The following is a 26,086-nucleotide window of genomic DNA, read 5'->3' on the forward strand; positions in this document are numbered from 1 at the left end:
TTAACGAATCAATCCACGCGTTGAACGGGCAAAGAAGTCATAGAAAGGCTGTACTTCACTGTGTTGTTTCGCCAGCTCTTCAATCTCTGGTTTCACTTCATCCAGCGTTTTGCCGCTGCGGTATAGCAGTTTGTACGCATTGCGAATGGCATGCAGCGCTTCTTTGCTAAAGCCGCGACGCTTCAGACCTTCGATGTTGATACCGTATGGCGTTGCGTGGTTGCCCTGCGCAATGACATAAGGCGGCACATCCTGCGCGACGCCTGAACAACCGCCAACCATCACGTGAGCACCAATGGTGCACCACTGATGTACCGCCGTCATGCCGCCGATAATCGCAAAATCATCAACGGTGACGTGACCGCCCAGCGTGGCATTGTTAGCAAAGATGCAGCGATTACCGATCACGCAGTCATGCGCGATGTGAGCATTCACCATCAGCAGGTTATCGCTGCCGACCTTGGTCACATTGCCGCCCTGCGTAGTGCCACGATGAATGGTGACGCTCTCGCGGATGCGGTTGCGATCGCCAATTTCAACGCGCGTCGGTTCGCCCGCATATTTCAGGTCCTGATTCACTTCACCGATGGAAGCGAACTGGTAGATCTGATTGTCTTTGCCGATACGCGTGTGGCCGTTCACCACCACGTGCGATTTGAGTACGGTTCCTTCACCAATTTCCACATTAGCGCCGATAAAGCAAAACGGGCCGATGTGAACATTGGCGCCGATGACGGCACCCTCTTCAATGACAGAACTGGGATGGATATTGGCGGTTGAATCAATCACTTATTATGCCTCCCGGCTACGGGCACACATCATGGTCGCTTCACAGACAATTTTGCCGTCCACGGTCGCCACGCCTTTAAAGCGCGTCAGACCACGACGGGTTTTCTCGAAGGTCACTTCCATGATCATCTGATCGCCCGGCACAACCGGACGTTTGAAACGGGCTTCATCGATACCAGCGAAGTAATAGAGTTCGCCTGGTTCCAGTTTCCCAACGCTTTTGAACGCCAGAATACCGGTCGCTTGCGCCATCGCTTCCAGGATCAGAACGCCTGGGAAAATCGGCTTACCAGGGAAATGTCCCTGGAAAAACGGTTCGTTAACAGAAACGTTCTTCACCGCGCGCAGATATTTATGCTCTTCAAAATCCAGCACGCGATCAACCAGCAAGAAAGGATAGCGATGTGGCAGCAGTTCTAAAATCTCTTCAATTTTCAGAGTATGCGTTTCAGTAGTCAAAATACTCTTCCTGTCCTAAAAATCTGATGGCATCAATAACACGGCCTGCACCGATCAAAATGATCTTCCGCAGGCCGCAAATTAGTTCGGGGCGTTTCGCTTTCTTACGATACCTGCTGCCATTCTCGGGTTACCGAAGGTGGAAGAAAGTACACTTCTTGTTATGAAAGCAAGTAGCGTGGGATGCGTTTAGTCGTCTTTACCGACCTTACGTTCGATGGCTTTTAAGCGTTTGCTTATTTCATCGATGTTCATCACCAGCGCTGCTGTTTTACGCCAGGTTTTGTTGGGTTGCAGTGGAATACCCGACGAATATACGCCTGGCTCTGTGATCGGGCGCATTACCATGCCCATGCCCGTTACGGTCACTTTGTCACAGATTTCCATATGGCCGTTAATGACGCTGGCGCCGCCAATCATACAGTAACGTCCAATCTTCAGACTACCCGCCATGATCACACCACCCGCAACAGCGGTGTTATCACCAATCACGACGTTGTGCGCAATCTGACACTGGTTATCTATGATAACACCATTGCCGATCAGAGTGTTATCCAGCGCGCCGCGATCGATGGTAGTACAGGCACCAATTTCAACCCGATCACCAATCACGACGGTACCCAGCTGCGGGATTTTCACCCAATTGCCGCGATCGTTAGCATACCCGAAACCATCAGCACCAATGACGGTGCCGGACTGAATCAGACAATCCTGACCAATCTGGATTTCGTGATAAATCGTGACGTTAGCCCACAAACGTGAGCCGCGACCGATACGCGTCTGCTTACCAACAAAACATCCTGCACCAATAACGACGTCGTCACCCAGCTCTACGCCAGACTCGATTACCGCATTTGCGCCTACCGAAACGTTGTTACCCAGCTTAGCCGTTGCAGCGATCACCGCGCTGGGCGCGATATTCTGCGCGGGCTGCGGCGTTGTGTCCAGCAGTTGTGCCATGCGGGCATAAGTCAGGTAAGGATTTTTCACCACCAGGGCGGCCGTTTTACACCACTCCAGATCCGCTTCCGTCAGCACCACGGCTGAAGCCTGGATAGTAGCGAGCTGCTCGCGGTAGCGGCTGTTTGCAAGAAAAGTGATTTGGCCAGTTGTGGCGGATTGCATAGAAGCAATGCCGGAGATGACGATATCGCCATCTCCGTGCAATTCTGCATCCAACTGCTGGGCTAAATCAGCCAGTCGAATTGATGACATCAATTATTTAACCTGTTTTACAACGTCAGCAGTGATGTCTTTAGCATCAGAAGAAGAGTACAGCACGGCCTGAGAGTCCAGAACCAGATCGTAACCTTCGCTTTTCGCTACAGACTGAACAGCGGTCTGGATTTTAGCCAGCAGCTTGTTACGCTCCTGCATCTGACGAGTTTGGTTGTCTTTGTCAAAAGCCTGTGCTTTTTGTTCAAAGGCAGCACGCTCAGAAGAAATTTGCTTCTCTTTCTTGGTGCGGTCGCTCGCTTTCATGGTCGATGCATTACGCTGCAGATCCTGAATTTCTTGCTGGATCTTCTGCTGCTGAGACTGGAGGTCAGAGGCGCGGCTCTGGAATTCACCTTCAAGCTGTTTAGCAACAGCGGCACGCTGCGGAGACTGCTGGAAAACCTGGCTCAGGTTAACGACGGCAACTTTATCAGCCGCTTGGGCACCCGCAGAAGCAGCTAATGCAACACCCAGAGCAGCAGCACAGAACAACTTTTTCACTATAAACTCCTTACCTCAACGTGTGTGTTTGCAGCGTGCCGCATTATCAGGCAGCACGCGTGCAAGACGGTATTTTCACTTCCCTGCTCAGAGCCTTACCAGGTTTTACCAATGTTAAACTGGAATTGCTCTGACTTGTCTCCCTCGACTTTCTTCATCGGCTGGGCGTATGAGAAGACCAGCGGCCCTAACGGTGACATCCACTGCAGTGCCACACCGGCAGAGACGCGAATGTTATTAGGATCGCTGTAATCTGGCACACCCGCCGCGCGTGTTTCCGCAGTGTTCTGCCATTTGGTATCCCAAACGGTACCGGCATCCATAAACACCGAGGTACGCACGGAATTCGCATACTTCTCGCTCAGGAACGGCGTTGGCGTAATCAGCTCCAGGCTGGCAATCGCCATGGCGTTACCACCGACCGCATCGTCCGACTTACAGACGCCGTTTGGATCAGAGATATTACAGTTTGACGAGCCATCGTTCAGGTACGCAGCTTTAGGACCAATGGTGTTGGACTGGAAGCCACGAACCGTGCTCGAACCACCGCCGTAGAAGTTCTCATAGAACGGCATCTCTTTTCCATTAAGTCCGTCACCATATCCTACACGGCCACGGCCTAACACCACCCACGTACCATCGCGGTTCAGCGGTACATATTGCTGGCTATCCAATGTCGCTTTATAGAACGCATTATCAGAGCCTGGAATCGTCACTTTACCGTTCAGGTTGGTACGGTTACCGCGCGTAGGGAAGAAGCCGCGGTCTAAAGTGTTATAGGTCCAACCGTAGTTGAAGGTGAAATCATCTGCAGAGAAATCACCGTCATCGTTCAAGCCCTGATGGCGACCGACCGAATCCAGATAACGCCACATCGCAACCTGAGGACGCATGTTGGACAGGTCGTTATGCACATAACCTAAACCAACACGCAGCGTGTTATTTTCATTGACCGGGAAGCCTAGCGTACCGTCGAGACCATAACTTTTGTTGGTATAGTCAGACAGATCCGCATTATCGGCTTTAAAGTCGTTGTAGAACAAACGACCGCCAAGGCTCACGCCGTCGACCGTGAAGTACGGATCGGTCAGTGAGAACTCAGCATAGGTCTGGTAATCGTTTTTGGTACCGCTGATGCCTACAGTGTTACCGGTGCCGAGCCAGTTTTCCTGGGTCACGCCCACCTGGAAGCTGACGCCACTTTCAGTACCGTAACCGACACCAAAGTTGAAAGTACCGGTGTTACGCTCTTTCACCTTGTAGACGACATCAACCTGATCCGGCGCACCCGGAACACGTTGCGTATCCACATCCACGGTTTCGAAGTAACCGGTACGATTCAGACGCTCTTTACCCTGATCGACGAGATCGCTGCCCAACCAGGCACCTTCCATCTGACGCATTTCACGGCGCAGTACGGAATCTTTTGAGGTGTCGTTACCTTCAAAGCGCACTTTACGCACGTAGTAACGGTTGCCCGCATCCACGTTGATATGCAGCTTGACGGTTTTATCAGCATCGTTGATTTCTGGCTGCGTCATTACGCGCGGATAGGCGTAACCGTAGCGTCCCAGCAATTTCTTAATGTCATCTTCCATCTGGGTGACTTTGGTGCCGTTATACAGCTCACCCGATGGAATCCTGGTCATCTTTTCGATTTCAGCAGAATGGCCCGCCATGCTGCCGTTCACGATCACGCCAGCAATCTTGTACTGATCGCCTTCGTTAATGTTCACGGTGATGTAGATGCCTTTCTTATCTGGCGTCAGGCTCACCTGCGTGGAATCGATGTTGAAACGCGCATAACCGCGATCCAGATAGAAGCTGCGCAGGGTTTCGAGATCGCCCGCTAACTTCTGTTTCTGGTATTTACGATCGCCCACCACGTTCCACCATGGCACTTCGTCACGCAGTGAGAAGCGCGAGATCAGTTCGTCAGAGGTAAATGCTTTATTACCGACGATGTTGATCTGCTGGATCTGCGCTGAAACGCCTTCCTGGAAGACGAATTTCAGATCCACACGGTTGCGCGGCAGCGGCGTAGCAATCGCTTTGACGCTGGCGGTGTATTTACCGACGCTGTAGTAGAAGTCTTCCAGACCCTTCTCGATTGAAGAGAGCGTGGTGCGGTCCAGCGCTTCGCCAACGCGCACGCCAGAGGCTTCGAGGTTCTGTTTCAGCTGATCTTCTTTCACCGCTTTGTTGCCGGAGAAAGTGATGTTGGCAATGGTTGGACGCTCTTTCACCTGAACAATCAGGGTTGTACCGTCACGCAGAACCTGCACATCTTCAAAGTTACCGGTGGCGAACAGTGAGCGAATGGTGTTTCTGACATCATCGTCATTCACCGTATCACCGACACGTACCGGCATGCTGAGCAGAGCCGCGCCGACGGCGACTCGCTGGAGACCTTCGAAATGAATGTCCTTCACTACGAAATCGTCTGCACCGTAAACGGTGGCGCTGCTAAACAGCAGCGACGCTATGAGCAACTTTTTCATCGCCATCGTTGTTATGCGTTTTCCTAACACATCCCGCGCCTGTATGCGTTCCAGCTATTACAGACGTGAGAAATCATTGAAAAGTGCAAGCCCCATTAACAGCACTAGCAATATTGAGCCAATGCGATAACTAAAGTCCTGAACTCGCTCGGACACCGGTCCACCTTTGATCTTTTCGATCGCCAGAAAGAGCAGGTGACCACCATCTAAAACCGGCAGAGGGAACAGGTTAATGATGCCCAGGTTGACGCTGATCAGCGCCAGGAACATCAGGTAATAAATCACCCCGTACTCAGCTGATAACCCGGCACCCTGCGCGATCGAAATCGGCCCGCTCAGGTTATTCAGCTTCACATCCCCGATTATCAACTTGCCCAGCATGGAGACTGTTAGCTTCATCAACTGCCAGGTTTTTACACTGGCTTCGCCGATCGCCGCAAAAGGTCCATACTGCCTTACCGTTTTGTACTCATCAGGCAGCGGAATCACACGCGGGATGACACCCGCGAAGCCTTCCGCTTCATTGCCCGGTTTCGCTTCCGGCGTTAACGTCAACGCCACAGGTTCGCCGTTGCGCTCGATATCTAGCGCCATGTTTTTGCCCGGATTATCCCGCACCTGTGCCGCAAAAGCCTGCCACTGTGACAATGGCTGACCATCGACTTTAACGATCCTATCGCCCGCTTGCAAACCAGCATTGCTTGCCGGTGAGTTTGCCTGAACTTCGGCTAAGGTCGTTTCAATCTGCGGCCCACGTGGACGAATACCTAAAGCGACCACCGGATCCTGTTTATCAGGCTCAAATTGCCAATCGCGCAAATTTAATTGCTTTTGCTGCGTGGCTTCTTCGCCAAATTGCGAGACGGTAAGCGTGGCATCGCTGTCGCCGATTTTACCGATCAGCGCCATACGCACAGCATCCCAATCAGGCGTTTCGATACCATCTACCGCTTTAAGTTCCATGCCGGAGGTAATTTGCGCTTCGGCAGCGACGGAACCGTTCAGAATTTCACCAACCACAGGACGCACACCTGGCACGCCGTGAATAAACACGACCCAGTAAGCAAAGATGGCGAAGATGAAGTTGGCGATAGGACCGGCTGCGATAATCGAAGCACGCTGCAGCACGGTTTTGTTGTTGAAGGCTTGATGACGCAGCTCGGCGGGAACGCTTTCAACGCGTTCGTCGAGCATTTTGACGTAGCCGCCAAGAGGGATCAGCGCGATGACATATTCGGTGCCCTGACGATCGCTGCGACGCCACAGCGCTTTACCAAAGCCAATCGAGAAACGTTCAACTTTAACACCGCAGCGGCGCGCCACCCAGAAATGGCCAAACTCGTGCACGGTAATTAGCACGCCAAGCGCCACGATAAAGGCGGCAAAACTCCAGAGTATACTCAACATCGCCAGCTATCCTCAGAGGGTGCGAAACACCAACAGCAGCAGGCAGGCAAACACCGGCACCGCAGCAGTCAGGCTATCAATACGATCGAGAATACCACCGTGCCCCGGAATCAAGTTACCGCTGTCTTTAATGCCCGCTTCACGCTTGAACATACTTTCAGTCAGGTCGCCCAATACCGATGCCAGCGTCGCAATCACCGCACAGATAATTAGCGTGCCCGGCGCCACCGAAAGCGGTGCCAGCAGAGCAAACAGCCAGGCGATAATGGCAGATGACAATAGGCCGCCGAAGAAACCTTCCCAGGTTTTACCCGGAGAGACTTTCGGTGCCAGCTTGTGTTTGCCAAACAGGCGACCAAACATGTAAGCACCGGAATCTGCGCCCCAGACAAGGAACATCACGAACAGCAGCCACCATGCGCCGGCGAAATGGTCAGTATCGTAATGATACTGACGCAGCGCCATCATGCCCCAGAAGAACGGAATCAAGGTGAGCACGCCAAACAGCAGGCGCAGCGTACGTGAGTGACGCCACAACGCGGCAGAAGCGGGATAGAACAGTACTAAGATGAGCGCGACAATCCACCACAACAGCGATGCCCAGAGCGAGCCTTCCATCTGGAATTGGTGCAGATTGCGTTGATAGGGTTCAAGGGTAAAGAGCATCGCGGACAGCAACAGGCCGCAAAGCACGGCCAGCCAGATACGTTGCTGACGCGTTTTCATGCCGGCAAACTGCCCCCATTCCCAGGCGGCAAGCATGCAGATGATGATAGTGATAATCGCAAAACCGGACAGGGGTAACCAGAACAGTGCAGCGATCACCAGCGGAATCAAAATTAACGCGGTAATCAGACGAGACTTCAGCAAAGGTTACCCCCAAATTGCTTAGGCGCCGCCTGGTGCAGTACCGCCATAGCGTCGCTCCCGCGTAGAGAATGCATTCAGTGCACCTTCAAAAACGTTTTCATCAAAATCAGGCCAAAGAACATCGGTAAACCAAAACTCAGCATAGGCGATTTGCCACAGCAGGAAGTTGCTAATCCGATGCTCTCCCCCGGTCCTTATCACTAAATCCACTGGCGCCAGCTCCTGCATACACAGATACGGAGCCAGGCTTTCTTCGGTAATCTGGTCAGGACGCAGTAAACCTTCCTGAACCTGTTCGGCCAATTTTCTGGCACCCTGGATAATATCCCAACGGCCGCCATAGTTGGCAGCAATGTTTAGGGTCAGTCCATTATTTTGCTGAGTCAGTTCCTCGGCGCGGCGAATGCGTTCCTGAATTCGGTTATTGAAACGACTGATATCGCCAATAATGCGCAGACGCACATTGTGTTTGTGCAGGCTTTTGACTTCGCTGTCGAGCGCCCAGACAAACAACTCCATTAACGCTGTCACTTCCTGAATCGGACGGCTCCAGTTTTCACTGCTGAACGCATAAAGCGTGAGCGCTTCCAGTTTATGGCTAACCGCAAAGCTGACAGCCCGGCGTACTGATTTTACCCCGGCTTTGTGGCCTGAAATACGCAGTTTGCCCTGATTTTTTGCCCAGCGACCATTACCATCCATAATGATGGCCACGTGACGTGGCGTGCAGTACGACTCGTCATCGATTGTGTTGTGATTGTTGGACGACATAACGCGTAATAATTCCTTTCATCAGAAATGCTGTGGTTTCTGAATACATTGCGCCTGCAGCAAACTCCGGCAAACACGCCAGATGACATCGAAACAATGTCGGCTGTGAAACGCGAGCGAGCGACTATACCATTTTCACCCAGAGCGAACAAATAGCGGGAACTATCAACCTGCTAAACGAAAGCGCGGTAACAATTCATTGGCACGCACGCGCGCTAACCGATCGATCTCCATCACCTCGTCAATGCTGCCCGGCTCCTGACAACTCAGGGACGCCAGCACTTCGCTGTTGATGGCGGCGATATCGGTAAAGCGAATCTGGTGCTGCAGAAAAGCTGCCACCGCCACTTCATTCGCTGCATTCAGCGATGTCGTAGCGGCCTGACCTGTGGCACAGGCATCAATCGCAAGCTTCAGGCAGGGATAGCGCTCGTAGTCCGGCTCGGAAAACGTCAACGACTTCATGCGCGTGAAGTCGAGCGGCGTTACGCCCGCAGAAATACGTGCTGGCCATGCCATGCTGTGCGCAATAGGCGTCCGCATATCCGGAGAGCCCAGTTGCGCCAGCACGCTGCCGTCGCAATAACGCACCATCGAATGGATAACCGACTGCGGATGCAGGATCACCTCCATCTGCGCGTCAGTCGCATTAAACAGCCAGCGGGCTTCAATGTATTCAAGACCTTTATTCATCATGGTGGCCGAATCAACGGAAATTTTACGCCCCATTGACCAGTTCGGATGCGCACAAGCCTGATCCGGCGACATACCGGCTAAATCCGCTAATGGCGTGTCACGAAAAGGACCACCCGATCCCGTAAGGAGAATCGACTCGATGCCGTTTCCCCGCAGATCAGCGTACCCCAACTGATGCTGTATGGAAGCGGGTAAACTCTGAAAAATGGCGTTGTGCTCGCTATCGACCGGCAGCAATTGCACCTGATGTTGGCGTACCGCCTCCATAAACAGACGGCCGCATGTGACAAGCGACTCTTTGTTGGCCAGCAGCACGGTTTTACCGGCGCGAATCGCCGCCATGGTGGGCTGTAAACCTGAGGCGCCAACAATCGCCGCCATCACCTGATCCACGTCATCCAGCGCGGCCAATTCGCAGGCTGCCTGAACGCCGGAGAGCACTTCGGTATTAACGTTGAGTGCTTTCAGTCGCTCACGCAGCGCTTGTGCGGAAATCTCGTCGGACATCGCGGCATAGCGCGGTTGGAATTGCAGGCATTGTTCAGCCATCAACGCCACATTCTGGCCAGCCACCAGCGCGGTCACCTGATAAAGTTCAGGATTGGCGGCAATCACCGCCAGCGTGCTGGTACCAATGGAGCCGGTCGATCCCAGCAGAGTTAATCGCTTCATCATGCTATCCCTGTGAAGTCGTGGAGAGTGTCCGCAACAGCGCCGGACACAATGTAAAACGCCGCCAGAGTCGAACACGTCTCGTCTCTGAACGGCGTTTTGAAAAGCAGTTGATGGAATTAGAAGTCCATCAGTTCCTTTTCTTTATCGGCCAATGCGGCATCAACACTCTTGATGTGCGCATCGGTCATTTTCTGGATCTCGTCCTGCGTACGACGTTCGTCGTCTTCGCTGATCTCTTTGTCTTTCAGCAGCGCTTTGATCTTATCGTTGGCGTCACGGCGGACGTTACGCACGGAAACACGGCCCTGCTCTGCTTCGCCACGTACGATCTTGATCAGGTCTTTACGACGCTCTTCGGTCAGCGCTGGCAGCGGCACACGAATATCGCTACCGGCTGAGCTTGGGTTCAGACCCAAATCAGACGTCATAATCGCTTTCTCAACCGCAGCGCTCAGCGAGCGATCAAATACGTTGATTTTCAACGTACGTGAATCCTCAACCGTCACGCTAGCCAGCTGGCGCAGCGGCGTTGGCGTACCGTAATAAGGAACCACAATGCCGTCGAGCAGTGAAGGCGAAGCACGGCCGGTGCGGATTTTGCTGATGTTGTTTTTAAATGCATCCACACATTTTTCCATGCGCGTGTCTGCATCTTTTTTAATGTCGTTAATCACGTTGAAACCCTTGAATTCGGTTGACCTGGCCATTTCCGGGCTAACCGGAAGCGGTATCGATAAACATCGATCATCCTAATTGCTGCGCGATGTCAGAGCATCGCGGCAAAAGAATATACCTTATTTTAACGCGCGTCGGGTATTAATGCGTAATCAGGGTGCCTTCTTTTTCACCCATCACGACGCGACGCAATGCGCCAGGCTTGTTCATGTTGAAGACGCGGATAGGCAGCTTGTGGTCACGCGCCAGCGTAAAGGCGGCGAGATCCATCACTTTAAGCTCTTTATCCAACACTTCTGCATAGCTCAGTTGGTCATACAGCGTGGCATCCGGGTTTTTCACCGGATCTTCAGAGTAGACGCCGTCTACTTTGGTGGCTTTCAGTACCACGTCGGCTTCGATTTCGATGCCGCGCAGGCAGGCTGCAGAGTCAGTGGTAAAGAACGGGTTGCCGGTACCGGCCGCGAAGATCACGACGCGGTTATTACGCAGCAGGCTGATCGCTTCTGCCCAGCTGTAGTTATCACACACGCCGTTCAGCGGAATCGCTGACATCAAGCGCGCATTGACATACGCACGGTGCAGCGCGTCACGCATTGCCAGGCCATTCATCACTGTTGCCAGCATGCCCATATGGTCGCCGACCACACGGTTCATGCCCGCCTGGGCCAGACCTGCGCCGCGGAACAGGTTACCGCCACCAATAACCACACCCACCTGAATGCCCAGCTCAACCAGCTCTTTCACCTCTTGCGCCATGCGGTCAAGCACGCTCGCGTCGATGCCAAAACCTTCGGCACCTTGCAGTGCTTCGCCACTCAGTTTTAGCAGGATACGTTGATATACAGGTTTTGCGTTGGTCGCCATGGTCAGTTCTTCCTGGAAGATATGATGAAAAGGAGAAGTAAAATCTGGTCGATCATCCGCAAAGCCCGCGAGAAAAGCTATTGGGATGAGACTGAAAGTGCTGCACTAAATCGCAGACAAAAAAGAACCGCCTTGTGGCGGTTCTTTCGGACCATTAAGACTGTTTGGACATTGCAGCAACTTCTGCTGCGAAGTCAGCTTCAACTTTCTCAATGCCTTCGCCCACTTCGAAGCGGATGAAGTTGATGACGTCAGCGTTTTTCTCTTTCAACGCCTGGCCAACGGTTTTGCTTGGGTCGATAACGAAAGCCTGACCGGTCAGAGAAACTTCGCCGGTGAATTTCTTCATGCGGCCTTCAACCATTTTCTCTGCGATTTCTTTTGGCTTGCCAGACTGCATGGCGATATCCAGCTGGACCTGGTACTCTTTCTCAACCACGTCTGCAGACACGTCTTCTGGCTTAACGAATTCTGGCTTGCTCGCAGCGATGTGCATAGCAACTTGCTTGCTCAGTTCTTCGTCAGCACCGGTGGTAGAAACAACCACACCGATACGTGCGCCATGCTGATAGCTGTTCAGCTCAGCGCCTTCCAGGATAGCAATACGACGGATGTTGATGTTCTCACCGATTTTCGTAACCAGCGCTACGCGTTCTTCTTCGAACTGCGCTTTCAGAACTTCCACATCGGTAACTTTGCCAGCGACAGCTGCATCCAGAACCTTGTCAGCGAACGCCTGGAAACCGCCATCTTTTGCAACGAAGTCGGTCTGGCAGTTTACTTCCAGGATCGCCGCGAAGCCGTCAGCGATTTTGGTTTTGATCACGCCATCAGCAGCAACGTTGCCTGCTTTCTTAGCAGCTTTGATTGCGCCAGATTTGCGCATGTTCTCAATCGCCAGCTCGATGTCGCCGTTCGCTTCGGTCAGCGCTTTTTTGCAGTCCATCATGCCTGCGCCAGTACGCTCACGCAGTTCTTTTACCAATGCAGCGGTAATATCAGCCATTCCAGAATCCTCGATTCGTCTCTGTGTGCTCACACACTGTCAGAAACTTGTTGCGGAAAATTTACTCTGCCCCGCTCGCTCTGTAGTGAGCGTGACAGACTTAGATAAAATAAAGGGGCCTGAACGGCCCCCTTAACAGATAACATCTGATGTCTAAGGGCTCTTAGAAAGAGCGAACCTTATTAAGCTTCAGCAGCTTCTTCAGCCTGCTCAGCCAGATCCTGTGAACGGCCTTCGCGCACGGTAGTGGCAACGGCAGTCAGGTACAGGCTTACAGCACGGATCGCATCGTCGTTACCTGGGATAACGAAGTCAACGCCGTCTGGATCAGAGTTGGTATCAACGATAGCAAATACTGGGATACCCAGGTTGTTTGCTTCTTTGATAGCGATGTGCTCGTGATCAGCGTCAACAACGAACAGTGCATCCGGCAGACCGCCCATATCTTTGATACCGCCCAGGCTGTTTTCCAGCTTGGCCAGTTCGCGAGTGCGCATCAGCGCTTCTTTCTTGGTCAGTTTGTCGAAAGTACCGTCCTGAGACTGAGACTCAAGATCTTTCAGGCGTTTGATTGACTGACGAACGGTTTTCCAGTTAGTCAGCATGCCACCCAACCAGCGGTGGTTTACGAAGAACTGGTCGCAGCTCAGAGCTGACTCTTTTACCGCTTCGGCAGCAGCGCGCTTAGTACCAACGATCAGGATCTTACCTTTACGGGAAGAGATCTTTTTCAACTCAGCCAGAGCGTCGTTGAACATTGGCACAGTCTGCTCGAGGTTGATGATGTGAACCTTGTTACGTGCGCCGAAGATGAATGGCTTCATTTTCGGGTTCCAGTAACGGGTCTGGTGACCAAAGTGAACACCAGCCTTGAGCATGTCGCGCATTGAAACAGTTGCCATGATTACCTCTAAAGTTTGATTTGGGGTTGGGCCTCCATGTATCCCATACGACCGACCTCTTTCAAGGCACCCCGGCGTATGTGTCGATACATGTGTGTTTTAGTACACATAATGAGTTTTATGCGTTTCCTGCCAGCCAAACGTCGGTGACAGAGAATCGTCGGCGCGCTTTATACCACAATGCGCAGGAATACGCCAATAGTAGTTGAGCGCCGCAGGCGCAGACAATCGCCATTTGGCAGCCCTTTTGCTGGCTGCTAACATGACTGCCACAGAACTCATTATTGTCGAAAAATTCGACGATTGCGGATTAATTTAATGGCTATTTCAATTAAAACCCCTGAAGAAATCGAAAAAATGCGCGTGGCGGGCCGCCTTGCCGCTGAAGTGCTGGAGATGATTGCCCCGCACGTGGTGCCTGGCGTCACCACCGGTGAACTGGATCGTCTCTGCCACGAACACATCACGCAGAAGCAGCAGGCGATTTCCGCCTGCCTCGGCTATCACGGCTTCCCGAAATCGGTGTGTATTTCGGTGAATGAAGTGGTATGTCACGGTATTCCGAGCGACGATCGCGTGCTGAAGGATGGCGACGTGGTTAACGTCGATGTCACGGTGATCAAAGATGAGTATCACGGCGATACCTCAAAAATGTTCATCGTCGGTAAAGCCACCATTCAGGGCGAGCGCCTGTGTCGCGTTACTCAGGAAAGTCTCTATATCGCGCTGCGTCTGGTGAAACCGGGTATTCGTCTGCGTGAACTGGGCCGCGCGATTCAGCAGTATGTCGAAGCACAGGATTTTTCGGTGGTGCGCGAGTATTGCGGTCACGGCATCGGCAAAGGCTTCCACGAAGAGCCGCAGGTACTGCATTACGACGCGGATGATAGCGGCGTGGTGTTGCAAGCAGGCATGACCTTCACCATCGAACCGATGGTCAATGCCGGTGATTACCGCATCCGCACCATGAAGGATGGCTGGACCGTGAAAACCAAAGATCGCAGCTTGTCCGCGCAGTATGAGCATACTATTGTGGTGACAGAAAACGGCTGTGAGATTCTGACGCTGCGTGAAGACGACACCCTTCCAGCGGTGCTTGAAAACGTCGCGTAATCATCTCGCTAACAGTACCAGGCCGGCTTATCGCTGGCCTTTTTTATGTGCGTAATGAAGAGGCATGTTGATGAGTGGTAGCGTGACCGAAGCAGTACACAAAGGCCTGACCGATTCCCCCGCCAGCTGGCCCGATGACGCCCTGACGCGCGACAAGCTCAAACACTATCTTGAGCAATTCCAGCAGCACCTGGGCATTGCATTTGATGCGGGCACCGATATTGAATCTCTGATTGATGCCCGCACGCTGTTTATCGACCGCTTATTGCGTCGTCTGTGGCGCTTCTTTGGTTTCGACCAGATGAAGGAGATCGCACTGGTTGCCGTTGGCGGTTATGGTCGCGGCGAACTGCATCCGCTCTCCGATATTGATGTGCTGATCCTCAGCCGCCAGCCGCTGGACGACACAGCCGCGCAGCGCACCAGCGAGCTGCTAACGCTGATGTGGGATTTGAAGCTGGAAGTCGGGCACAGCGTACGTACGCTGGAAGAGTGCCTGCTGGAAGGCTTATCCGATCTTACGGTCGCCACCAACCTGATCGAATCGCGCATGCTCACTGGCGATGTGGCGCTGTTTCTCGAACTGCAAAAGAACATCTTCAGCGATGGTTTCTGGCCGTCGTCGCGCTTCTTCGCCGCCAAAATTGAAGAGCAACAGGAGCGCCACCAGCGCTATCACGGCACCAGCTACAACCTTGAACCGGATATCAAAAGCAGCCCCGGCGGCCTGCGCGACATACACACGCTGCAATGGGTGGCGCGTCGTCACTTTGGCGCCACCACCATGGATGAGATGGTTGGTTTCGGCTTTATCACCGAAGCGGAACGCAATGAAATCAACGAGTGTCAGGAATTTTTGTGGCGCATTCGCTTTGCGCTGCACTTAACGCTGCCACGCTATGACAATCGTCTGCTGTTTGATCGACAACTCACCGTCGCTCAACGCCTCAACTATCTAGGCGAAGTCAATGAGCCGGTTGAGCGCATGATGAAGGACTTCTACCGCGTCACGCGCCGTATCGGCGAACTCAATCAGATGCTGCTGCAGCTGTTCGATGAAGCGATTCTGGCGCTGTCGACCACTGAAAAACCGCGCAACATTGATGACGATTTCCAGATTCGCGGTGACCTCATCGACCTGCGCGATCTCACGCTGTTTGAGCGGGAGCCGCAAGCCATCCTGCGTATGTTCTACGTGATGGTGCGTAACGAAAACATCAAAGGTATTTACTCCACCACGCTACGGCAGCTGCGCTATGCGCGTCGCCATTTGAAGCAGCCGCTGTGTCAGATTCCTGAAGCGCGTGAAACCTTTATGGCGATTCTGCGTCATCCTGGCGCGGTTAAGCGTGCGCTGGTGCCGATGCATCGTCACAGCGTGTTATGGGCCTATACGCCGCTGTGGGGCAACATCGTCGGTCAGATGCAGTTCGATCTGTTCCACGCTTACACGGTGGATGAGCACACCATCCGCGTGCTGCAGAAGCTGGAGAGTTTTGCCGACGAAGCCACGCGCCCGATGCATCCGCTGTGCGTTGAACTCTGGCCGCGCCTGCCACAGCCGGAACTGTTGCTGATGGCTGCGCTGCTGCACGATATCGCCAAAGGCCGCAACGGCGATCACTCCATTCTCGGCGCGCAGGATGCGCTCGACTTTGCCGAACTACACGGACTGAACTCCCGCGAAACGCAGCTGGTTGCCTGGCTGGTACGCCATCATTTATTGATGTCAGTCACCGCGCAGCGCCGCGATATTCAGGATCCCACCGTGATTCAGCAATTCGCCGAAGTGATGCAGAACGAAAATCGCTTACGCTATCTGGCGTGCCTGACGGTTTCCGATATCTGCGCCACCAATGAAAGCTTGTGGAACAGTTGGAAGCAGAGCCTGTTGCGCGAGCTGTTCTTCGCGACCGAAAAACAGCTGCGCCGCGGCATGGAAAACAGCCCGGATCTGCGCGAGCGCGTGCGCCATCATCGTCTGCAAGCGCTGGCGCTGCTGCGGATGGAAAACCTCGACGAAGAGCGTTTGCACCATATCTGGAGCCGCTGCCGCGCCGACTATTTCCTGCGTCACACACCGAATCAGCTCGCCTGGCATGCGCGTCATTTAATTCATCACGATCTCAACAAACCGCTGGTGCTGGTCAGCCCGCAGGCCACGCGCGGCGGTACCGAGATCTTTATCTGGAGCCCGGATCGTCCGCACCTGTTTGCTGCGGTGGCCGGCGAGTTGGATCGCCGCAATCTCAGCGTGCATGATGCGCAGATCTTTACCAGTCGCGATGGCATGGCAATGGACACCTTTATTGTGCTGGAGCCGGATGGCAGCCCGCTGGCCGCCGATCGCCATCCGCTGATCATTCAGGCGCTGGAACAAGCCATCACGCAAAACGAATGGGTTCCGCCGCGTACGCGTCGCCAGTCTGCGCGCCTCAAGCATTTCAGTGTCGATACCGAAGTCAATTTCCTGCCAACGCACACCGACCGCCGCAGTTATCTGGAATTGGTCGCGCTCGATCAGCCCGGCTTGCTGGCGCGCGTGGGTGAAGTGTTCGCCGATTTGGGCGTGTCGCTGCACGGCGCACGCATCAGTACGATTGGTGAACGGGTTGAGGATCTTTTCATCCTCGCCGATAGCGAGCGGCGTGCGCTTGGGGTGGAAATGCGCAATGTGTTGCAACAGAGGTTGACAGAGGCCCTTAATCCAAACGATAAAGTGTGACCGCAATCGATTAATCAAATTTATTTACCGTGCCAGTGCGATGCTGGCACCCGTATTACAGACTTAGGAAATCATTATGCAACAGTTACAGAGCGTTATCGAATCTGCCTTTGAGCGCCGCGCCGACATCACGCCATCTAGCGTAGACAGCGCGACCCGCGATGCTATCACCCAGGTTATTGGCCTGCTGGATAGCGGTGAACTGCGCGTGTCTGAAAAGATCAACGGTGAGTGGGTAACGCATCAGTGGCTGAAGAAAGCAGTGCTGTTGTCGTTCCGCATCAACGACAATCAGGTCATGGAAGGTTCTGAAACCCGCTTCTACGACAAAGTGCCAATGAAGTTTGCTGGCTGGGATGAAGCGCGTTTTAAAAACGCCGGTTTCCGCGTTGTGCCACCTGCTGCCGTGCGTCAGGGCGCATTCATCGCACGTAATACCGTGCTGATGCCTTCCTACGTCAACATCGGCGCTTACGTTGATGAAGGCACCATGGTTGATACCTGGGCGACTGTGGGTTCTTGCGCGCAGATCGGTAAAAACGTCCACCTGTCAGGCGGCGTGGGCATCGGTGGCGTGCTGGAGCCGCTGCAGGCTAACCCAACCATCATCGAAGATAACTGCTTCATTGGCGCACGTTCAGAAATCGTTGAAGGCGTGATCGTCGAAGAAGGTTCCGTGATCTCCATGGGCGTTTACATCGGCCAGAGCACCAAAATCTTTGACCGCGAAACCGGCGAAGTGCATTACGGCCGCGTACCTGCGGGTTCCGTGGTGGTTTCCGGTAATCTGCCGTCTAAAGATGGTAGCTACAGCCTGTACTGCGCGGTAATCGTGAAGAAAGTTGACGCTAAAACGCTCAGCAAAACAGGCATTAACGAACTGCTGCGCAGCATCGACTGAGCTTCTCCTGCCTGAAGATCTTCCCGACGGGCCTGCGTACAGGCCCGTAATTATTTGTTTACACTCCCGCCAGAATTACCTGTTTCGCGCCGCGAATTAACACGTGCGTTTATTTTTCAAACAGTTCATAATCCGCGCCAAGTTAACTCCGGTCGCGCACTGTTCATCCCGGTTTTTGTGTCTACAGTTGATTAAGTATGCCGTAAGCGTTCCGGTTGCCGCGTTTCTGCTGCATCCCGAATGATGATGATAGTCCTGCGCGCTCACCCACTCTTAGATGGAATATAAACGCTATGTACGACAACCTGAAAAGCTTAGGTATCAGCAACCCTGACGACATCGACCGTTACAGCCTGCGTCAGGAAGCTAACAACGACATTCTTAAAATCTACTTCCGCAAAGACAAAGGTGAATTCTTTGCTAAAAGCGTGAAATTCAAATATCCACGTCAGCGCAAAACCGTTGTCGCCGATCACACCAGCCAGGGTTACAAAGAAGTGCAGGAAATCAGCCCGAACCTGCGTTATGTGATCGATGAACTGGACCAGATTTGCCAGCGCGACCAGGTTGAAGTGGATCTGAAGCGCAAAATTCTGGCGGATCTGCGCCATCTGGAAAGCGTGGTTTCGAACAAGATCGCTGAAATCGAATCAGACCTTGATCAGCTGACCCGCAACAACCGTTAATTTCGCGCTTTAAATAACAGGCCAGCCGATGCTGGCCTTTTTTTATGGCTGCTGATAAGGCAGCGAAAGCAGCCAGGTATCACGCTGTGCCTGCCTCACCGCCCCACTCTTTTGATCTTTCCATTGCGTCTGCATGATCCACTGTTGATAACGCGGCTGCTGCAGGCTGTTATCGGCCATTGAAAGCAGCGGAATGATGCGCTGGCTCACGCGATCACGATTTTTCCACGGCCAGAGTTTAGTGGCATCGCTGTACGGCGCCATCATGTCGAGCGCTGCCAGTAACGATCCGCCTGGCTGCTGGCTATGCCATAAATCGCCTAACCCTGCTTTACCGGCTAGCTGCGCCAATGCGCTAAGCGCCTGCAGATTGAAGTAGCTGTAATGGAAGGATCGCGTGCGCGCTAACTCTGCGGGCTGGCTGCCATCGGCACGAATTTGCAGCGCAATTTTATTGCGCGCCAACTCTACCATCGCTGTGACTGTCTCACGATCGCCCAGATACCACGCGATTCCCGCCACCTGCGTGCAATACCAACTGCCATGATTATTCACCGCCGCCGCTTCTTGCAGTGCTAGCGGATTGTGCCGCAGCCAGTGCAGATACTCGCTAAACCACTGCTGCATCGCTTGCTGATCGGCAGGCTGCCAACCGGGCGCATTGCGTAGCAAAGTCAGCGCATCCACCACGCGCGTGGCAAAGTAGCGCCCATCGAGCACGCCATCATGGCGGCCCGCGGATCGGCCCGGAATGCCTTGAGCAAAGTTAAGATTAGGGTGCATACGGCTGGTGGAATTGATAAACCAGTGACGCATCATCGCCAGCGCTTTGTCGGCATAACGTTGATTGCCAGATAAATACCAGGCCAGCGTCAGTGCCTGAAAATCGGCGGTAAAGCGCGCCAGCCGCACGCCATCACTTTGATCATTCTTACTGGCAGGATTCACTTCGCCATCACGACGCTGCCACGGCAGGCCGTCGGCGCTGCTGGCGTCCGGCCACCAATAGGCGCTCAGGCTTAAATAATCCTGCTTCGAGCCGCTCGGCGGCATCATACCTTTATCGGTGACGCTGGGATTGGGGTGTTGCAGCGCGTTATCCGCTTGCTGTTTGAGCTGATGCCAGGCGTCGAGCGTTGGCGGCGCGGCCTGATGATGTGCCAGCTGCTGCTTAACTTTCTGCAGATCGTTTAACGAGAGAAAGGCCGGATCGTTAGCCACACTTAGCGCGCTATACAACCACAGCAGCGCAATCCACAGGTTTCTCATTAACTTTGCTCATCCAGTTGAAGCGCCACGTACAGCAGCAAGCGATCGTCAAAATTGCCCAGATCGAGCCCGGTAAGCTCGGAAATACGGTTGAGGCGATACTCCAGCGTGTTGCGATGAATGAATAGCGCGCGTGCCGTGGCGCTGGGTTGCACGTTGTGGCTGAACCACGCCACCAGCGTGCGTCGCAGCAAGCCATTGTTGTCCATGCTTTTCAGCTTTGCCAGCGGGCGTGCCAGTTCGTTGGCCTGCCAGCCGCCGCGTAAACTGTCGAGCAGCACCGGCAGCACCAGATCCTGATAAAAATAGCTGCGCTGTTCCGGCATGCGCTGTTTGCCCACCATCATGGTGGTACGCGCGGTGCGGTACGAACGTGCGATGCTGCCGGGACCGGTAAAGTAGTTGCCGAGCGCGATGCGCATTCGCACCTGGCCGGTCTCCTTCATGCGTTGCAGCAGTTGATCCACGCGACGACGATGATCGTCCTGATCGTAGCGGCCATGTACATTCAGTGCCGGTTTCAGCACCACCATTTCGGTGAGTGAAACAATCGCAATCAGGTTGTCGCGCTCTGGCGTGGTCAGCAGCGTTTGCAGCTGTTGCAGCTCGGACATGGCGCTATCAACGCCGAGCTGGCCGCTGTCCACTTCCACCACCGCCACCACGCGCGGTTGATTGAGATCGATGCCGAGCCGCTGCGCCCATTCGCTGAGCGCTGGCGATAAGGTTTCGCTGCGCACCAGATTCAGCACCAGCTCTTCTCGCAAGCGGCTATCTTGCGCCAGCATGTGTAGCAAACGCGCCTGTTCCAGCATCATTTCGGCGGTCATACACACCAATTCGCCGTAGTGACGCAGCGTTGCCGGTTGGCCGGTCAAACCGATCACGCCGACGATATCGCCATCAATACGCAGCGGCAAATTGATGCCAGGACGCACGCCGTGCAGATGTTTTGCCACCGCTTCGTCGATGTCTACCACGCGCCCTTGTGACAGCACCAAAAGCGCGCCTTCGTGCAATTCGCCAATGCGTTCACGATCGCCACTGCCGATGATGCGACCACGCGCATCCATCACGTTGACATTGCTGTCAATAATTTGCATGGTGCGGGCAACAATATCCTGAGCCAGTCGCGCATCGAGATGATAGGTGGCCATCAAACACTCCGGAGATAAGGACGAACAGACAGAATACGCATCCGTTACGGCGCTGACATTGTGCAACTGCACATAGCCAGCGGGATTATGCGGGATTTGCGGTAAGCGTCACATTCAGTACCGGACATTTGCACAGACACAAAAAAGGCGAGCCAAAGCTCGCCTGTTATCAACAACCTGAAACTTACTGCATCAGCAGATACAGGCTGCTGTCACCGCGCTGTACGTTCAGTGCCAGCACCGAAGGTTTGGTGTCGAGCACTTTACGCAACTCGCCAAGATTAGCCACGGCTTGCTGGTTGACACCCAGAATCACGTCACCTTTCTTCAAGCCAATACGCGCCGCTGCGCTGCCAGGCTTGACGCTATCGACGCGCACGCCTTTCTGGCCGTTGGTATCAATATTGCTGAGATCGGCACCTTCAATACCGGTATAAATGGTGGCGGACTGCACTTTATCCTGCGAGCTCTGCTGCAGTTCAACGGTGACGTTCACCGGTTTGCCTTCGCGCAGCAGACCCAGCTGCAGCTTGGTACCGACCGGCAGCGAGCCGACTTCGGCACGCAGCGCTGCAAAGCTGGTCAGCGCTTTACCGTTCATCGACACCACCACGTCACCCGCTTTCACGCCAGCTTTCGCCGCAGCAGAGTTCGGCAATACCTGGCTAACAAAGGCACCGCGCTGCGCATCAACTTTCATCGCTTTCGCCAGTTCTGAGTTCAGCTCGGTGCCCATAATGCCCAGCTCGCCGCGTTTCACCTGACCGTACTCCACCATCTGCGCGGTAAGGTTTTTCACCATTGAACTTGGAATGGCAAAGCCGATACCGATGTTGCCGCCGTCCGGCGCCAGAATCGCGGTGTTAATCCCGATCAGCTCGCCGTTAAGGTTTACCAATGCGCCACCGGAGTTACCACGGTTAATCGCCGCATCGGTCTGGATGAAGTTTTCGTAATTTTCAACGTTCAGGCCGCTGCGGCCCAGCGCCGAAACAATCCCCGAAGTCACCGTTTCGCCAAGGCCGTACGGGTTACCAATCGCCACGGTGTAATCACCGACGCGCAGGTTGTCGGAGTCGGCAATCTTAATTGCGGTGAGGTTTTTCGCATCCTGCAGCTGAATCAGCGCGATATCTGATTGTGGATCTTTACCGATCACTTTGGCGTCGTAACGACGTCCATCGCTGAGCTGCACCTGGATTTTGGTCGCGTTATCCACCACGTGGTTGTTGGTCACCACATAGCCTTTATCCGCGTTAATTACCACGCCGGAACCCAGCGCACGGAACTGCTGTTTCTGCGCGTTAGCACCGCCATCCGCGCCGCCGTCACCACCGCCGTTTTGACACATGGGTGAGCTTTGGAACGGTGAACCGTCCTGGCAGAACGGAGAATTATCACCAAAGAATTGCTGGAACTGCTGCGGCATACGCGGCGTTTTAACCGTCGTCGAGCCTTCCACACTGATACTCACCACGGAAGGCATAACTTTTTCCAGCATGGGTGCCAGGCTTGGCAACTGCTGGCTGGAAGAAGAAGCGGTCTCTGCGGCAAATACACTCACAGGGCTCAACGTCGCCGCGCCGAAACTCAGCGCCAACGCCAGCATAATTGTGTTTTTTTTCATTTATCTGTGTCTCTCTAAGAATTACGGCCAGACCATTGCTGTGGTCGTGATGGTGAGATTAAGTTTTTAGCGCGAAGTTCCTAATAAAGTTTTAGGTAAAGGTAAAAAATTGTTCTTCATCTTTACAATTGTGCGCTTATTCAACCGCCATTAAACGACGATATTCATCCCAGGCATAATTGTCCGTCATCCCACTAATGTAGTCCTGAATCAGGCGCGCACGATAATAACGTTCCCACAACAAGCGCTGATATTTATGCTCAACAATTAATGAGCGCATGTGTTGTTGATAGGCCTTTCGATGTTTGCCGGAAAGCTTGTGAAACAAGCGGGTTTCAATCGGATGCTTTGCCAGAAAGTCTTCGTTCATCAAGGTGGTAAATTGCTCGTAATCCAGCAACAGCAGTGACTGATATATTTCGAGCAAACCTTTAATTACCCGATAACCCTGCAATTCCAGTTGTTCAACTTCCGGATGATTAAACACCTGCTGACGCGCGACCGTTTTAAATAGTTTCAGCAAACGCCCTTCTTCACCATCATCTTCCAGTAAAGCGTGATTAAAATCGCCTTCGAAAATAGCCGGTAAGTTGTCGATGAAACGCTTAACCGCATGGCTAACCAGCACGTTTTGCACGTTAACCCGCAATGACATAAAGAATTGATCGCTGATACTGCGGCGTTTTTTCTGATTAGCCTCTTTCCAGGCATCACCGATAGTGCGGCTGAAAACATCGCCGTTTTTTACCGCGCCCCAGGCATCCAATAAATGCTTATACAACGTTTCAACGTGGAAGATGTCTTTTTCTACGGCGTCATCCAAATCGGCAATGCAATAAGAGATATCGTCGGCGGCTTCCATTATCCAGGTAAGCGGGAAACGATGGTGCTGTTTAATATTGGTCGCTTCACGCAACTCAGCCACATATTCTCGCTCAGATAAATAGAAGCCCGGCTTTTTCATTAATACGCTAAATTCGGCCGGTTTATCGCCTTGCCACCATGCGGGCGCGGTATATTTCAATATACAGGCGACCTGCGCATAGCTGAGATTGAGTTGCAGCAGCGTATGCACCAGGCGAATCGCCTGCGCGTTACCCTCGAAATGGCATAAATCTTGACGAATCATTGCATTCAACTGGTCAAAAGCGGCGCGCTCAGCCTCATCGGCAACGCCCGCCACCAGCGGATCGACCAGCTCGGCAGGCAGATTTTCGTCGAACCAGTCATTGATCGCCGCCTCGCCAAAATGACCAAACGGCGGATTGCCGACATCGTGCAGTAAACAGGCCATCTCAATCAGGCTTTCGAAGGCACCTTCAAACTCATCCAGCCCATAATTCGCCAGCCCGCCGCCCTGGGTTTTCAGCGCTTGCAGAATCTCTTTGGTGATATATCGCCCGGTTTGCTGCACTTCCAGCGAGTGCGTTAGACGCGAACGCACCGCCGCATTGCGCTCGAGCGGGAATACCTGGGTTTTCTGTTGCAGGCGACGAATGGCGGCGGAGTTAATAATACGTCCGCGATCGCTTTCAAAGTGGCGGGTAATAAAGTATTCCCCTTCGGGATCTTTGCGGCTGGTATAAGGGCGGGTGAAACTGATCTTCTTCCTGAAATTGATCGTCGCCATAATTACCCCTTATTTTTTCGTGAATTCTTCCTCAATCAGCCATGTTAGACTATGCCTCACTTTTGCGGGTTACATCCATTAAATTAGCGAGATTCTTATGAAAGTAGGCATTATTGGCGCGATGGAGCAGGAAGTTACACTGCTGCGTGACAAAATCGAAAACCGCCAGACACTGACGCTGGCCGGCTGCGAAATTTACACCGGTACGCTGAATGGTGTTGAGGTGGCGCTGCTGAAATCAGGCATCGGCAAAGTGGCTGCCGCGCTCGGCACCACCTTGCTGCTTCAGCTGTGCAAGCCGGATGTGGTAATCAACACCGGTTCTGCCGGCGGATTGGCGCCAACGCTGAAAGTGGGCGATATCGTGGTGTCGGATGAAGTGCGCTATCACGATGCCGACGTCACCGCCTTCGGTTACGAGCCAGGCCAGATGGCCAGCTGCCCCGCCGCTTTCGTGGCGGATGACAAACTGATTGCCGCCGCTGAAATGGTTATCAAGCAGCTCGACCTCAACGCGGTACGTGGTTTGGTAGTGAGCGGCGATGCGTTTATCAACGGCGCTGCACCACTGGAACGCATCCGCACCACCTTCCCGCAGGCGATTGCGGTGGAGATGGAAGCGACCGCAATTGGTCACGTTTGCCATCAGTTCAAGGTGCCATTTGTGGTGGTGCGCGCCATTTCTGACGTTGCCGATCAGGAATCACACCTCAGCTTCGATGAGTTCCTCAGTGTTGCGGCAAAACAATCTTCACTGATGGTTGAAAACCTGCTGGTTCAGCTGGCGCGTGGCTAAAATCCTGCTGCTTGGGCTGTTGCTGCTGTGCAACAGCCTGTTCGCTGCCGCGCCGCGCGTCATCACTCTTTCGCCCCATCTGACGGAACTGGCCTTCGCCGCAGGCATTACGCCGCTCGCCGTCAGCGCCTTCTCCGATTATCCCGCGCAGGCCAACGCGCTGGAACAGGTGGCGAACTGGCAAGGCATTAAAGTGGAACGCATTCTGCAACTGAAGCCGGATGTGGTGCTGGCGTGGCGCGGCGGTAATCCACAGCGGCAAATTGAACAGCTGCAGCGTTTCGGGGTCAAGGTTGAGTGGATCGATCCGCAAACCATTGACCAAATGATCGATGCGCTGGCGGCGTTACAGCGCTGGAGTCCGCAGCCGCAGCAAGCCATCGATGCGGCGCAGGCATTACGCGCGCAGGAAGCGGCGCTGCGCAAGCAGTATCAGCAAAGTACGCCGCTGCCGCTGTTTTTGCAGTTTGGTCAGCAGCCGCTGTTTACGGCTTCGCGTAACACCATGCAAAACCAGGTCATTGAGCTGTGCGGCGGCAGGAATATTTTTGCCGATAGCAGCGTTAGCTGGCCGCAGGTGAGCCGCGAACAGGTGCTGATGCGCCATCCGCAGGCGATTGTCATCGGGGGTGATGCCGCTCGGGCCGCCAGCATCGCGCAATATTGGCAGCCGCAATTGGATGTGCCGGTGATCGCCATCAATGACGACTGGCTGAGCCGTCCGGGGCCTCGCATGCTGCTGGCAGCGAAACAGCTGTGTGCAGATTTACATCCGACGAAAAAAAGCACTAATTAAGATTAAAGATTCGGCATAAGTTGTCGTAAATCATAATACAAGGCACAGC

At 53.7% G+C, this 26,086-nt stretch carries 23 protein-coding genes; 6 read left to right on the forward strand and 17 right to left on the reverse strand.

All coding sequences use genetic code 11. The features are described from left to right. The 13 genes from lpxA to rpsB all read right to left on the reverse strand — a co-directional run bounded on the left by lpxA (position 1) and on the right by rpsB (position 13,337). Entirely contained in the window at positions 1-789 is a 789-nt protein-coding gene (lpxA, locus tag PZBJ_RS08055; RefSeq protein ID WP_101762042.1) for an acyl-ACP--UDP-N-acetylglucosamine O-acyltransferase, read from the reverse strand. A gap of 3 nt (positions 790-792) precedes the next feature. Then, entirely contained in the window at positions 793-1,248 is a 456-nt protein-coding gene (gene fabZ / locus PZBJ_RS08060) for a 3-hydroxyacyl-ACP dehydratase FabZ (RefSeq protein ID WP_007893924.1), read from the reverse strand. A gap of 189 nt (positions 1,249-1,437) precedes the next feature. Continuing rightward, positions 1,438-2,463, reverse strand: a complete 1,026-nt coding sequence (gene lpxD, locus PZBJ_RS08065; RefSeq protein ID WP_101762043.1) for a UDP-3-O-(3-hydroxymyristoyl)glucosamine N-acyltransferase — start codon at positions 2,461-2,463, stop codon at positions 1,438-1,440. A 3-nt stretch (positions 2,464-2,466) separates the two neighbouring features. Further along, positions 2,467-2,967 (reverse strand): OmpH family outer membrane protein, encoded by a 501-nt coding sequence (locus tag PZBJ_RS08070; protein ID WP_007893920.1) that lies wholly within the window; start codon positions 2,965-2,967, stop codon positions 2,467-2,469. 95 nt (positions 2,968-3,062) lie between these two features. Then, positions 3,063-5,474 carry an outer membrane protein assembly factor BamA gene (gene bamA, locus PZBJ_RS08075; protein WP_101762044.1) on the reverse strand — a complete coding sequence of 804 codons (2,412 nt, stop codon included), beginning with the start codon at positions 5,472-5,474 and terminating at the stop codon, positions 3,063-3,065. A 51-nt stretch (positions 5,475-5,525) separates the two neighbouring features. Beyond that, positions 5,526-6,875, reverse strand: a complete 1,350-nt coding sequence (rseP, locus tag PZBJ_RS08080; RefSeq protein ID WP_101762045.1) for a sigma E protease regulator RseP — start codon at positions 6,873-6,875, stop codon at positions 5,526-5,528. Between the two features lie 12 nt (positions 6,876-6,887). Continuing rightward, positions 6,888-7,745 carry a phosphatidate cytidylyltransferase gene (cdsA, locus tag PZBJ_RS08085; protein ID WP_101762046.1) on the reverse strand — a complete coding sequence of 286 codons (858 nt, stop codon included), beginning with the start codon at positions 7,743-7,745 and terminating at the stop codon, positions 6,888-6,890. Positions 7,746-7,763: 18 nt separating this feature from the next. Then, the gene (gene ispU, locus PZBJ_RS08090; protein ID WP_007893909.1) at positions 7,764-8,516 is read right to left on the reverse strand and encodes a (2E,6E)-farnesyl-diphosphate-specific ditrans,polycis-undecaprenyl-diphosphate synthase; all 753 of its coding nucleotides are present in this window, start codon (positions 8,514-8,516) and stop codon (positions 7,764-7,766) included. A 165-nt stretch (positions 8,517-8,681) separates the two neighbouring features. Continuing rightward, positions 8,682-9,884, reverse strand: coding sequence for a 1-deoxy-D-xylulose-5-phosphate reductoisomerase (gene ispC, locus PZBJ_RS08095; RefSeq protein ID WP_206098209.1), 1,203 nt, complete (start codon positions 9,882-9,884; stop codon positions 8,682-8,684). Positions 9,885-10,003: 119 nt separating this feature from the next. Further along, the gene (gene frr, locus PZBJ_RS08100; protein WP_036649587.1) at positions 10,004-10,561 is read right to left on the reverse strand and encodes a ribosome recycling factor; all 558 of its coding nucleotides are present in this window, start codon (positions 10,559-10,561) and stop codon (positions 10,004-10,006) included. 142 nt (positions 10,562-10,703) lie between these two features. Continuing rightward, a complete protein-coding gene (gene pyrH, locus PZBJ_RS08105) occupies positions 10,704-11,429 on the reverse strand; it encodes a UMP kinase (protein ID WP_007893903.1) in 726 nt (241 codons plus the stop codon). A gap of 154 nt (positions 11,430-11,583) precedes the next feature. Then, a complete protein-coding gene (gene tsf / locus PZBJ_RS08110) occupies positions 11,584-12,435 on the reverse strand; it encodes a translation elongation factor Ts (protein WP_101762048.1) in 852 nt (283 codons plus the stop codon). A 182-nt stretch (positions 12,436-12,617) separates the two neighbouring features. Continuing rightward, positions 12,618-13,337, reverse strand: a complete 720-nt coding sequence (gene rpsB / locus PZBJ_RS08115) for a 30S ribosomal protein S2 (RefSeq protein WP_007893898.1) — start codon at positions 13,335-13,337, stop codon at positions 12,618-12,620. Between the two features lie 318 nt (positions 13,338-13,655). Here rpsB and map point away from each other — a divergent pair, with 318 nt between their 5' ends. The 4 genes from map to PZBJ_RS08135 all read left to right on the forward strand — a co-directional run bounded on the left by map (position 13,656) and on the right by PZBJ_RS08135 (position 18,762). Next, a complete protein-coding gene (gene map / locus PZBJ_RS08120; RefSeq protein WP_101762049.1) occupies positions 13,656-14,450 on the forward strand; it encodes a type I methionyl aminopeptidase in 795 nt (264 codons plus the stop codon). Positions 14,451-14,520: 70 nt separating this feature from the next. Beyond that, complete coding sequence (gene glnD, locus PZBJ_RS08125; protein WP_101762367.1) at positions 14,521-17,175, forward strand: bifunctional uridylyltransferase/uridylyl-removing protein GlnD; 2,655 nt, start codon at positions 14,521-14,523, stop codon at positions 17,173-17,175. Between the two features lie 76 nt (positions 17,176-17,251). After that, entirely contained in the window at positions 17,252-18,076 is an 825-nt protein-coding gene (gene dapD / locus PZBJ_RS08130; protein WP_008108489.1) for a 2,3,4,5-tetrahydropyridine-2,6-dicarboxylate N-succinyltransferase, read from the forward strand. Positions 18,077-18,369: 293 nt separating this feature from the next. Beyond that, positions 18,370-18,762: a DUF3461 family protein gene (locus tag PZBJ_RS08135; RefSeq protein WP_007893894.1), complete on the forward strand. Its 393-nt coding sequence runs from the start codon at positions 18,370-18,372 to the stop codon at positions 18,760-18,762. Between the two features lie 42 nt (positions 18,763-18,804). On the opposite strand, the gene PZBJ_RS08140 is transcribed toward PZBJ_RS08135, so the two are convergent. The 4 genes from PZBJ_RS08140 to dgt all read right to left on the reverse strand — a co-directional run bounded on the left by PZBJ_RS08140 (position 18,805) and on the right by dgt (position 24,445). Then, complete coding sequence (locus PZBJ_RS08140; RefSeq protein WP_101762050.1) at positions 18,805-20,031, reverse strand: alginate lyase family protein; 1,227 nt, start codon at positions 20,029-20,031, stop codon at positions 18,805-18,807. After that, positions 20,031-21,188, reverse strand: a complete 1,158-nt coding sequence (locus PZBJ_RS08145) for a CdaR family transcriptional regulator (protein ID WP_101762051.1) — start codon at positions 21,186-21,188, stop codon at positions 20,031-20,033. The genes PZBJ_RS08140 and PZBJ_RS08145 overlap by 1 nt, the downstream gene beginning before the upstream one ends. Before the next feature lie 184 nt (positions 21,189-21,372). Continuing rightward, positions 21,373-22,815, reverse strand: a complete 1,443-nt coding sequence (gene degP, locus PZBJ_RS08150) for a serine endoprotease DegP (RefSeq protein WP_101762052.1) — start codon at positions 22,813-22,815, stop codon at positions 21,373-21,375. Between the two features lie 136 nt (positions 22,816-22,951). Continuing rightward, complete coding sequence (gene dgt / locus PZBJ_RS08155; protein WP_101762053.1) at positions 22,952-24,445, reverse strand: dGTPase; 1,494 nt, start codon at positions 24,443-24,445, stop codon at positions 22,952-22,954. A 97-nt stretch (positions 24,446-24,542) separates the two neighbouring features. On the opposite strand from dgt, the gene mtnN reads away from it, so the two are divergent. Both mtnN and btuF read left to right on the forward strand, forming a co-directional pair. Beyond that, positions 24,543-25,241, forward strand: coding sequence for a 5'-methylthioadenosine/S-adenosylhomocysteine nucleosidase (mtnN, locus tag PZBJ_RS08160; RefSeq protein WP_101762054.1), 699 nt, complete (start codon positions 24,543-24,545; stop codon positions 25,239-25,241). Next, positions 25,234-26,037 carry a vitamin B12 ABC transporter substrate-binding protein BtuF gene (gene btuF, locus PZBJ_RS08165; protein WP_101762368.1) on the forward strand — a complete coding sequence of 268 codons (804 nt, stop codon included), beginning with the start codon at positions 25,234-25,236 and terminating at the stop codon, positions 26,035-26,037. The genes mtnN and btuF overlap by 8 nt, the downstream gene beginning before the upstream one ends. The last annotated feature ends 49 nt before the right edge of the window (positions 26,038-26,086 follow it).

The sequence above is a fragment of the Pantoea endophytica genome (assembly GCF_002858935.1).
Lineage (GTDB): Bacteria > Pseudomonadota > Gammaproteobacteria > Enterobacterales > Enterobacteriaceae > Pantoea > Pantoea leporis.

Excerpts from the sequence above, each read along its gene's own strand:
- bamA (WP_101762044.1), bottom strand. The coding sequence starts at position 5,474 with ATGGCGATGAAAAAGTTGCTCATAGCGTCGCTGCTGTTTAGCAGCGCC.
- PZBJ_RS08140 (WP_101762050.1), bottom strand. The coding sequence starts at position 20,031 with ATGAGAAACCTGTGGATTGCGCTGCTGTGGTTGTATAGCGCGCTAAGT.
- PZBJ_RS08135 (WP_007893894.1), top strand. The coding sequence starts at position 18,370 with ATGTACGACAACCTGAAAAGCTTAGGTATCAGCAACCCTGACGACATC.
- degP (WP_101762052.1), bottom strand. The coding sequence starts at position 22,815 with ATGAAAAAAAACACAATTATGCTGGCGTTGGCGCTGAGTTTCGGCGCG.
- dapD (WP_008108489.1), top strand. The coding sequence starts at position 17,252 with ATGCAACAGTTACAGAGCGTTATCGAATCTGCCTTTGAGCGCCGCGCC.
- rpsB (WP_007893898.1), bottom strand. The coding sequence starts at position 13,337 with ATGGCAACTGTTTCAATGCGCGACATGCTCAAGGCTGGTGTTCACTTT.
- PZBJ_RS08145 (WP_101762051.1), bottom strand. The coding sequence starts at position 21,188 with ATGGCCACCTATCATCTCGATGCGCGACTGGCTCAGGATATTGTTGCC.
- ispU (WP_007893909.1), bottom strand. The coding sequence starts at position 8,516 with ATGTCGTCCAACAATCACAACACAATCGATGACGAGTCGTACTGCACG.
- tsf (WP_101762048.1), bottom strand. The coding sequence starts at position 12,435 with ATGGCTGATATTACCGCTGCATTGGTAAAAGAACTGCGTGAGCGTACT.
- rseP (WP_101762045.1), bottom strand. The coding sequence starts at position 6,875 with ATGTTGAGTATACTCTGGAGTTTTGCCGCCTTTATCGTGGCGCTTGGC.
- ispC (WP_206098209.1), bottom strand. The coding sequence starts at position 9,884 with ATGAAGCGATTAACTCTGCTGGGATCGACCGGCTCCATTGGTACCAGC.
- dgt (WP_101762053.1), bottom strand. The coding sequence starts at position 24,445 with ATGGCGACGATCAATTTCAGGAAGAAGATCAGTTTCACCCGCCCTTAT.
- map (WP_101762049.1), top strand. The coding sequence starts at position 13,656 with ATGGCTATTTCAATTAAAACCCCTGAAGAAATCGAAAAAATGCGCGTG.
- glnD (WP_101762367.1), top strand. The coding sequence starts at position 14,521 with ATGAGTGGTAGCGTGACCGAAGCAGTACACAAAGGCCTGACCGATTCC.
- pyrH (WP_007893903.1), bottom strand. The coding sequence starts at position 11,429 with ATGGCGACCAACGCAAAACCTGTATATCAACGTATCCTGCTAAAACTG.
- lpxD (WP_101762043.1), bottom strand. The coding sequence starts at position 2,463 with ATGTCATCAATTCGACTGGCTGATTTAGCCCAGCAGTTGGATGCAGAA.
- mtnN (WP_101762054.1), top strand. The coding sequence starts at position 24,543 with ATGAAAGTAGGCATTATTGGCGCGATGGAGCAGGAAGTTACACTGCTG.